Source organism: Inquilinus sp., from assembly GCF_057815775.1.
Genome location: NZ_JBYRFX010000153.1, coordinates 1 through 8264, shown reverse-complemented (window position 1 = coordinate 8264; position 8264 = coordinate 1). Strand labels below are relative to the sequence as shown.

7 protein-coding genes are annotated in these 8264 nt (G+C 65.0%); 6 read left to right on the top strand and 1 reads right to left on the bottom strand.

Annotated elements, in window-relative coordinates; genetic code table 11:
• From AC3XYG_RS05570 to gnd, 6 genes are all read left to right on the top strand, one after another.
• A partial coding sequence (locus tag AC3XYG_RS05570) for an LLM class flavin-dependent oxidoreductase (RefSeq protein WP_489138822.1) occupies positions 1-916 on the top strand: 916 nt, incomplete at its 5' end.
• Between the two features lie 40 nt (positions 917-956).
• Positions 957-1901: an ABC transporter substrate-binding protein gene (locus AC3XYG_RS05565; protein ID WP_489138821.1), complete on the top strand. Its 945-nt coding sequence runs from the start codon at positions 957-959 to the stop codon at positions 1899-1901.
• Positions 1898-2836, top strand: coding sequence for an ABC transporter substrate-binding protein (locus tag AC3XYG_RS05560; RefSeq protein WP_489138820.1), 939 nt, complete (start codon positions 1898-1900; stop codon positions 2834-2836). Before AC3XYG_RS05565 ends, AC3XYG_RS05560 begins: the two co-directional genes overlap by 4 nt.
• A complete protein-coding gene (locus tag AC3XYG_RS05555; RefSeq protein ID WP_489138819.1) occupies positions 2833-3402 on the top strand; it encodes a flavin reductase family protein in 570 nt (189 codons plus the stop codon). The genes AC3XYG_RS05560 and AC3XYG_RS05555 overlap by 4 nt, the downstream gene beginning before the upstream one ends.
• Positions 3403-3508: 106 nt before the next feature.
• Positions 3509-4213 carry an SDR family NAD(P)-dependent oxidoreductase gene (locus tag AC3XYG_RS05550; protein WP_489138818.1) on the top strand — a complete coding sequence of 235 codons (705 nt, stop codon included), beginning with the start codon at positions 3509-3511 and terminating at the stop codon, positions 4211-4213.
• 273 nt (positions 4214-4486) lie between these two features.
• The gene (gene gnd / locus AC3XYG_RS05545; RefSeq protein WP_489138817.1) at positions 4487-5917 is read left to right on the top strand and encodes an NADP-dependent phosphogluconate dehydrogenase; all 1431 of its coding nucleotides are present in this window, start codon (positions 4487-4489) and stop codon (positions 5915-5917) included.
• A 148-nt stretch (positions 5918-6065) separates the two neighbouring features.
• Here gnd and AC3XYG_RS05540 read toward each other — a convergent pair.
• Positions 6066-8264 (bottom strand): DEAD/DEAH box helicase (locus AC3XYG_RS05540; RefSeq protein WP_489138816.1); only part of this gene is annotated, 2199 nt, incomplete at its 5' end.

Below are 8264 nucleotides of genomic sequence, written 5' to 3'. Positions count from 1 at the left end.
CGCCGGCCATGCCGCCTCGGTGACCGAGCGGCTGGGGCTGATGATCGCCCACCGGCCGGGCTTCACCGCCCCGACCCTGGCGGCCCGGCAGTTCGCGACGCTGGACCAGCTGACCGGCGGCCGCGTCGCGGTGCACATCATCACCGGCGGTGACGATGCCGAGCTGCGCCAGGATGGCGACTTCCTGACCAAGGATGAGCGCTACGCCCGCACCGACGAGTATCTCGAGATCCTGCGCAAGATCTGGACCAGTGACGCGCCGTTCGACCACCAGGGCGCGAATTACCGGTTCGAGCGCGGCTTTTCCGCCGTCAAATCGGTGCGCGGCCCACACATCCCGATCTATTTCGGCGGTGCCTCGGATGCGGCGATCGCGGTGGCCGGCAAGCATGCCGACATCTATGCGCTGTGGGGCGAGACCCACGCCCAGGTGCGCGAGCTGACCGGCCGGGTGCGCTCCGCCGCCGCCAAGAACGGCCGGCAGCTGCGCTTCAGCCTGTCGCTGCGGCCGATCCTGGCCGACACCGAGGAGAAGGCCTGGGCCCGCGCCGACGCGATCCTGGAGCAGGCGCGCGCCGTGCAGGACAAGACCGGCTACAAGCGCACCAACGAGCCGGCCAATTCCGGGTCGCAGCGCCTGCTGGCCGCCGCCGCCCAGGGCCCCCGGCTGGACAAGCGGCTGTGGACCGGCATCGCCGCGCTGACCGGCGCCAAGGGCAATTCGACCGCCCTGGTCGGCACGCCGGAGCAGGTGGCCGACGCGCTGCTGGACTATTACGACCTCGGCGTCACCACCTTCCTGATCCGCGGTTTCGACCCGCTGGAAGACGCGATCGACTATGGCCGCGAGCTGATCCCGCTGACCCGCAAGCTGGTCGCCGAGCGGGTGCAGGCCAGCGCCAACGCGGCGGAGTGAGCCGGGGCGGCACCGCCTTCCTGTTGTCTGGAGAGAGTTGATGAAGCGCATCCTGGCCGGCCTCGCGGTCGCCCTCGCGATGACCGGCGCGGCCCAGGCCGAGACCGTGCTGCGGATCGGCGACCAGAAGGGCGATGCCCGGGCGGTGCTGGAGGCGGCGGGCGCCCTGGCCGACCTGCCCTACAGGATCGAGTGGAGCGAGTTTCCGGCGGCGGCGCCGCTGCTGGAGGCGCTGAACGCCGACGCGATCGATGCCGGCAGCGTCGGCGATGCCCCCTTCACCTTCGCCGCCGCGGCCGGGGTGCCGGTCAAGGCGATCGCCGCGATCCGGTCGAAGCAGGATGGCCTGGCCATCGTCGTGCCGGGGGATTCGCCGGTGAAGAGCCTGCAGGATCTGGTGGGCAAGAGCATCGGCACCGGCCGCGGCTCGATCGGCCACCAGCTGATCCTGGCGGCGCTGGAGCATGCCGGGCTGAAGCCGGACGCCGTCAACATCGTGTTCCTGCTGCCGGCCGAGGCCAAGGCGGCCCTGTCCAGCGGCGCCATCGACGCCTGGTCGACCTGGGAGCCCTACACCTCGCAGCTGGAGCTGCTGGAGGGCGCTCGCCGCGTCATCGACGGCAACGGCATCACGCCGGGCCTGAGCTTCTTCGTCGCCCGTGACGACGCGATCGACGCCAAGCGCGAGGCGCTGCAGGATTTCGTCGGCCGGCTGGCCAAGGCCCGGAATTGGGGCACCACCAACTACCCCGCCTATGCCGCGAGCTGGAGCAAGCTGGTCGGCCTGCCGGAGAACGTGGCGCTGCAGTATTTCGCCCGCCGCGACATCCACCCGGCCGTGATCGACGACGCCGTGGTGGATGGCGAACAGCACACCATCGACCTGTATTTCCGCGCCGGGCTGATCCAGACCCAGCTGAACGCCGGCGACATCCTGGACCGGTCGTTCAACGCCCCGGTGCTGGCGGAGCTGGCGAAGAAATGATGAGGCGCTTTTTCCTCGGCCTCGCTTTGGCCGTCGCCGTCCTGCCCGCGGCGCGGGCCGAGACGGTGCTGCGGGTCGGCGACCAGGTCGCAGGCGTCCGCTCGCTGCTGGAGGCAGCACACGCGCTGGACGACGTGCCCTACCGGATCGAGTGGTCGCAATTCCCGGCCGCGGCGCCTCTCCTGGAGGCGCTGAACGCCGGCGCGCTGGATGTCGGCTTCACCGGCGACATCCCCTATCTCTTCGCCTATGCCGCCGGCGCGCCGGTCAAGGTGATCGGCGCCACCCGGTCGCAGCCGGGCGCCAACGCCGTGCTGGTGCCGAAAGAGTCGCCGGCCCAGAGCTTCACCGACCTCAAGGGCAAGCGCATCGCCGTCAACCGCGGCGGCAACGGCCATTTCGAGGCGCTGGGGTTGCTGGAACATGCCGGGCTGACGCCCGATGATGTGACGCTGGTGTTCCTCGGCCCGACCGACGCGAAATCGGCCTTTTCAGCCGGTTCGGTCGATGCCTGGGTGATCTGGGAGCCCTATGTCTCGCTGGCCGTGGTCGGCGACGGCGCCCGGGTGGTGGCCGACGCCGCCGGGGTCTATCCTGCCAAGACCTTCGAGCTGGCGCATGACGATGCCATCGCCGGCAAGCGCGACGCGGTGCTGGACTTCCACCGCCGGGTCGAGCGGGCGAAGCTGTGGGCGCTGCAGCACCCCGAGCCGATCGCCACCCAGATCTCCGCCCTGACCCATATCCCCGAGGACATTGCCCTGCGCTCGCTGCGGACCAAGCAGGAGACGCCGATCGCGATCGACGACGCGGTCATCGCCGAGACCCAGGGCGAGGCCGACCTGTTCACCCGCCACCACGTGCTGCCTGCCGCGCTCGACGTCTCCGCCGCGTTCGACCGCAGCTTCGGCACCAACACCACGGCCGCGCAATGAGCAGCTTCGAGACCCTTGCCACCCTGGCCAGCGCCAGCATCGAGCCGCCGCCCGCCACGGCGGCCTCCACCCCCGCGGTCGGATCGGACGCCTTCCGCGGCGCCATGCGCCACCTGGCCGGGGCGGTCAGCATCGTCACCGTCGGCCGTGGTGCCGAGCGCAGCGGCCTGACCGCCACCTCGATGGTGTCGCTGTCGGTCGACCCGCCGACCCTGCTGCTGTGCGTCAACCGCTCGGCCTCGGCCTGGCCGCTGCTGGTCCGGCACGGCCATTTCGGCGTCAACGTGCTGGCGGCGTCGCAGGCCGCGATCGCCGACCGCTTCGCCGGCCGCAACGGCGAGAAGGGGGCGGAGCGCTTCGCCGGGGCCGACTGGCTGGACCTGGCCACCGGCGCGCCGATCCTGGCCGATGCGCTGATCGCCTTCGACTGCGAGCTGGAGGAGCGGATCGACCGCCACTCCCACGCCATCCTGATCGGCCGGGTGCGGGCGCTGCACGGGGTCGAGGCGCATGACCCGCTGCTGTACTGGCGCGGCGCCTATGGCGCGCTCCGCTCCGATCTCTGACAAGACGATCCGGACTCGGTCTGGCGCCGTCGGGATGCTAGGACTCGGGAAACACCGCCGCCGGCCCTGACCGCGCGGCCACTCCAGGCTGGCTTCCGAGGAACCCATGACCCGTCCGATCTACAAGACCGCCCTGATCGTCGGCGTCGGCAGCGGCCTCAGCGCCTCGCTGGCCCGGCTGCTGACCAAGCAGGGCCTGCGCGTCGCCCTGGCCGCGCGCGACACCGACAAGCTGAAGCCGCTGGTCGAGGAAACCGGCGCCAAGGCGTTCACCGTCGATGCCGCCGACGCCGCCTCGGTGGCCGGGCTGTTCGATGCGGTGCAGGCGCATTTCGGCAGCAACCCCGACGTGGTGGTCTACAACGCCAGCGGCCGGCTGCGCGGCCCGCTGACCGATTTCGACCCGGCCGGGGTCGAGCGGGTGCTGGCGGTGACGGCGTTCGGCGGCTTCCTGGTCGGCCAGCAGGCGGCGAAGCGGATGCTGCCGCAGGGCCGCGGCGCCATCCTGTTCACCGGCGCCTCGGCCAGCGTCAAGGGCTATGCCCGCTCCGCCCCCTTCGCCATGGGCAAGTTCGCCCTGCGCGGCCTGGCCCAGAGCATGGCGCGCGAGCTGGGGCCCCAGGGCATCCATGTCGCCCATTTCGTCATCGACGGCCAGATCCGCGAGGCCGGGCGCGAGGACCCGCCGAACAAGCCGGACGGCGCGCTGGACCCCGACGCGATCGCCCAGAGCTATGTCGACATCCTGCGCCAGCCGCGCAGCACCTGGACCTGGGAGCTCGAACTGCGCCCCTGGACCGAGACGTTTTAAGGAGCCCGCCCGCGAATGCTACTGGTGCGGCCGTCTGATGGCGGCTTCTCTGCTTCCGGTGCTCACGGACGACCATGTCCGCTGCGCGCCGGTTCTCGAAGCCACCACCAGCCGACTCACACCAGCGCATTCTCAAACGGGCTCCGATAGGCCTCCAAAGGGCCTCACCCCTGCCCCCGGCCTGGACAAGGTACCGTCGGTTTACTATCGATATCGTCCGATCATTGGCCGGCCGATCATCGCCCGTCCAATCGTTAGGGACACGAGAGAGGCATGGATATGAGCGACGCGGATATCGCAGTCGTCGGTTTGGGCGTGATGGGCCGGAACCTCGCCTTCAACATGGCGGAAAAGGGCTTCCGGGTCGCGCTGTACAACCGCAGCGTCGAGCGCATCGACGAGGCCATCGCGCTGGCCGGCCCGCTGGCGAAGAACCTGGTGGCCTGCCGCACGCCGGAAGAGCTGGTGGCCGCGGTGAAAAAGCCGCGCGCGCTGCTGCTGATGGTGCAGGCCGGCGACGCGGTGGACGAGACCGCCGCCCGGCTGCAGCCGCTGATGGACAAGGGCGACGTGCTGATCGACGCCGGCAACGCCAATTTCCACGACACGGTGCGGCGCGAGCACGCGCTGGCCGAGGCCGGGCTGGCCTATCTCGGCGTCGGCGTGTCCGGTGGTGAGGAAGGGGCGCGCCACGGCCCCTCGATCATGGTCGGCGGCAAGCCCGAGGTCTACGCCCGGGTGAAGCCGATCTTCGAGGCGATCGCCGCCAAGTTCCAGGACACGCCGTGCTGCGCCCTGCTGGGCACCGACGGCGCCGGGCATTTCGTCAAGACCGTGCACAACGGCATCGAATATGCCGACATGCAGATGATCGCGGAGATCTACGGCCTGCTGCGCCGCGGCCTGGGCCTGACCCCGGCCGAGATCGGCGACGTGTTCGCGCGCTGGGCCGGCGGCCCGCTGTCCTCCTACCTCGTCGACATCACCGCCACGGTGCTGAAGACGGTGGATGCCAAGACCGGCCAGCCGCTGGTCGACGTCATCGTCGACAGCGCCGGCCAGAAGGGCACCGGCCGCTGGTCGGCGATCGAGGCGCTGACGCTCGGCGCCCCCGCCTCCTCCATCACCGCGGCGGTGGAGGCGCGCGGCGTCTCGGCAGAGCGCAAGCTGCGCAAGACCTTGTCGGAGCGCTTCCCCGGCGCGGCCCAGCCGCTCAAGCTCGGCCAGGACCGGGAGGCGGCGATCGCGCTCCTGGAACAGGCGCTGCTGGCCGGCAAGATCCTGGCCTACACCGAGGGCTTCGCCATCATGGCGGCGGCCTCACGCGAGCATGGCTGGACCCTGCCGATGGCGGAGATCGCGCGGATCTGGCGCGCCGGCTGCATCATCCGCTCGACCCTGCTCGACCGCATCGCCTCGGCCTATGACGCGGCGCCGGAGCTGGAGACGCTGGTGCTGGCGCCTAAGCTGACGCCGCTGTTCGAGGGCGCGGCCGACACGCTGCCGCAGGTGGTGGCCGAGGCGTTCCGCCACGGCCATGCGGTGCCGGCCCTCTCGGCCGCGACCTCGCGCTGGCTGGCGCTGCGCCAGCCCCGCTCGACCGCCGACCTGATCCAGGGCCAGCGCGACTTCTTCGGCGCCCACGGCTTCGGCCGCATCGACGCGGAGGGCCAGCACCACGGGCCGTGGGGCCAGGGCGGGTGATCGGTTAGGGGTTTTTGTGGGGCTTGGGCCTCCCGCCGGTGGCGGGAGGCCTGTAGATGGTGCGTGGCTACAGCGCATCAGTAACTATTGCCCGTACCTTCTATAAATTTTCGGCAAAATTCGCTTCCCCGTCTCTCAAGCTCTCGATTTAGAGAACCCCAACGGACGCAAACAAGTCATCTAGTTGTGGATTTGTGGTTAAAAGCTTTAAGCGTTTCTGAACAGCAGATGAATTAATCTCCAACCGCACGTACCTCTCATCGCCCGCAGGAGATGGTATCTTACGGATCATTTGGATACGCCCGAATAGATGACCATGCTTTTCTGCAAAATGAGCCAATCCTGTAGCTTTTTCGCAATTATCACCGAGACTTGGATCGTGAGGCTCGAGAACATCTACCGCAAACCCCTTGACGGTCTGACGTATTATCAACAGGTCCGGATACATGGAGCGAGGCTGCCCGCCGCTTGTGTAAGGGATCTCAAGAGACCAAGCTTTCCGATCCACGTTCCTAAACCAGCCGACCACATCGTCCTTGGCGAGTTCGATAGCTAAAATTTCGCTTTCCCAAGTGCCTAATTCAGCCCGGAACTTTCCATCCTCCTCCACGAATATATGACGGTCATATGAAGAGGCTTCAGCAGAGCGGCGAAAGTCAATAGTATCAGGAAGCCGTAACTGAATCTCACTAGGTTTGGCTGTCGCAACCCTAAGATGCTCATAATGACTTCGACGCTGCTCTCGAAGTTTCATAATCGCAGCCTTGTGCTCATCAAAAAGAGCATCAAAGGCAACTCCCGCTTTAGACTCAATAGAAGACATTGCGTAATGATCGCGACTTACTACTACCACTTCTGCTTTTATATCTTCAGCCACCCGATCCGCATGCATTTGCCAATAAGCCATATGCAAGCCATTGCTTAAGATTCGCCCAGCTGTTTCGAAGAAATGATCAATATCTATCGCCGCCACGGGAACCCTATAAACAATCGACTCCTCCGCGACTTTGCCACCCATGCCGATATAGTCCACGGCCAATGTGGACATATTAATGGTGGTAATCCGCAGGATATCAGGCGCCAAAGTACCGGCAGCACTAAGTCTTATGACCTCCTCATTGACCCAGTTGACAATCTGATACTTGGCATTATCCCAGGCGCCCGCGTCGATACCATCCATCGTGAGACCTCGTGCGATGGCTGTGAGCCTCTTTAGATTACTCTGTGACCTGACTGCGTTTACCCGGTAAGTGACAAGCTCATCCAATGCAGCGAACACGTGCTCCAGCCCAGCTTTACGCTGAAGTATTACGAGATCTCGGCTAGACCCCGTCTCAGCTGGGGGTACATTCTCGATGTCGGTCAAGTCGGAAACGACTGAATGAACAGCGCCAGCATCAAAATACGGAAGGAACAAATGCACGTCATTAAGTTCAGCATCTTTTTGGACGCGACGAGCAAGTGGTGTTCGCACCATACGGCCGAGAAGCTGAGCGATATAAGTGTGATCCTCTGCTCGGCGAAAAGACATCATTACCTCAGCTCGCGGACAATCCCATCCCGTCGACAAACTAGTCTTAAAGAAGACAATCCCAATAGACTGGTCGTCCTCAATTCTAGATGCATCGATACGCCGGATAACTCGGGCGCCGATCTCTATGTCACCAATTTCGTGAAGCGCATGGGCGAGTTCCCCCCCTTTTAGCGTCCGACCAATAGCGCCTTCAATTGCCCCGATGGCGTCCGCTAGGCTCGTCCTAGTTAGCTGGTTCGCGGTCCCATTCTCAATTTGAACAACTAGAATGGGTCGTACAGGCGCTTCTTCTTCCGCCTCACAGTATGCGGCCCAGCTTGCAGAGAGGGACGCCCAGCGCACCGCAGCCTCCCCGAGTAATGACATCTCCGCGTTTGTCCGGCCTTCGGGATAATGAATTAAAATTCGATCCTTTAGGAGCCCAGATAAACGCACCGCTTCAGTTGGTATCACAACTCTGTGCACTGTATGTGGAGCATGCTCCAACAACTCCATAAAACGTCGCGGAGTAGCCGAAACGCCGACAACAAGTGGCATTTTGACTAAGCCGCTTTCAGCGTGACCCAATAAAAATCGCTGCATTAGTGTCCGAGCTTCTGCGGCAAGAGGTGCCGTCGCCATTCCACGATGAGCTTCATCAATGACGACGTAAAATTTCCCTGGAATAGTGACCGCGGTATTCGAAAGCGTGCTCCAAATAGAATATTTGCGATTATCCCCGGTTCTAGTCAAGAGTTTATCCGAACCAAGTTTTTGTATATTAATAAAATATATATTTTCTCCATCGAGTAGATCGGCGTCAAAATCCGATCC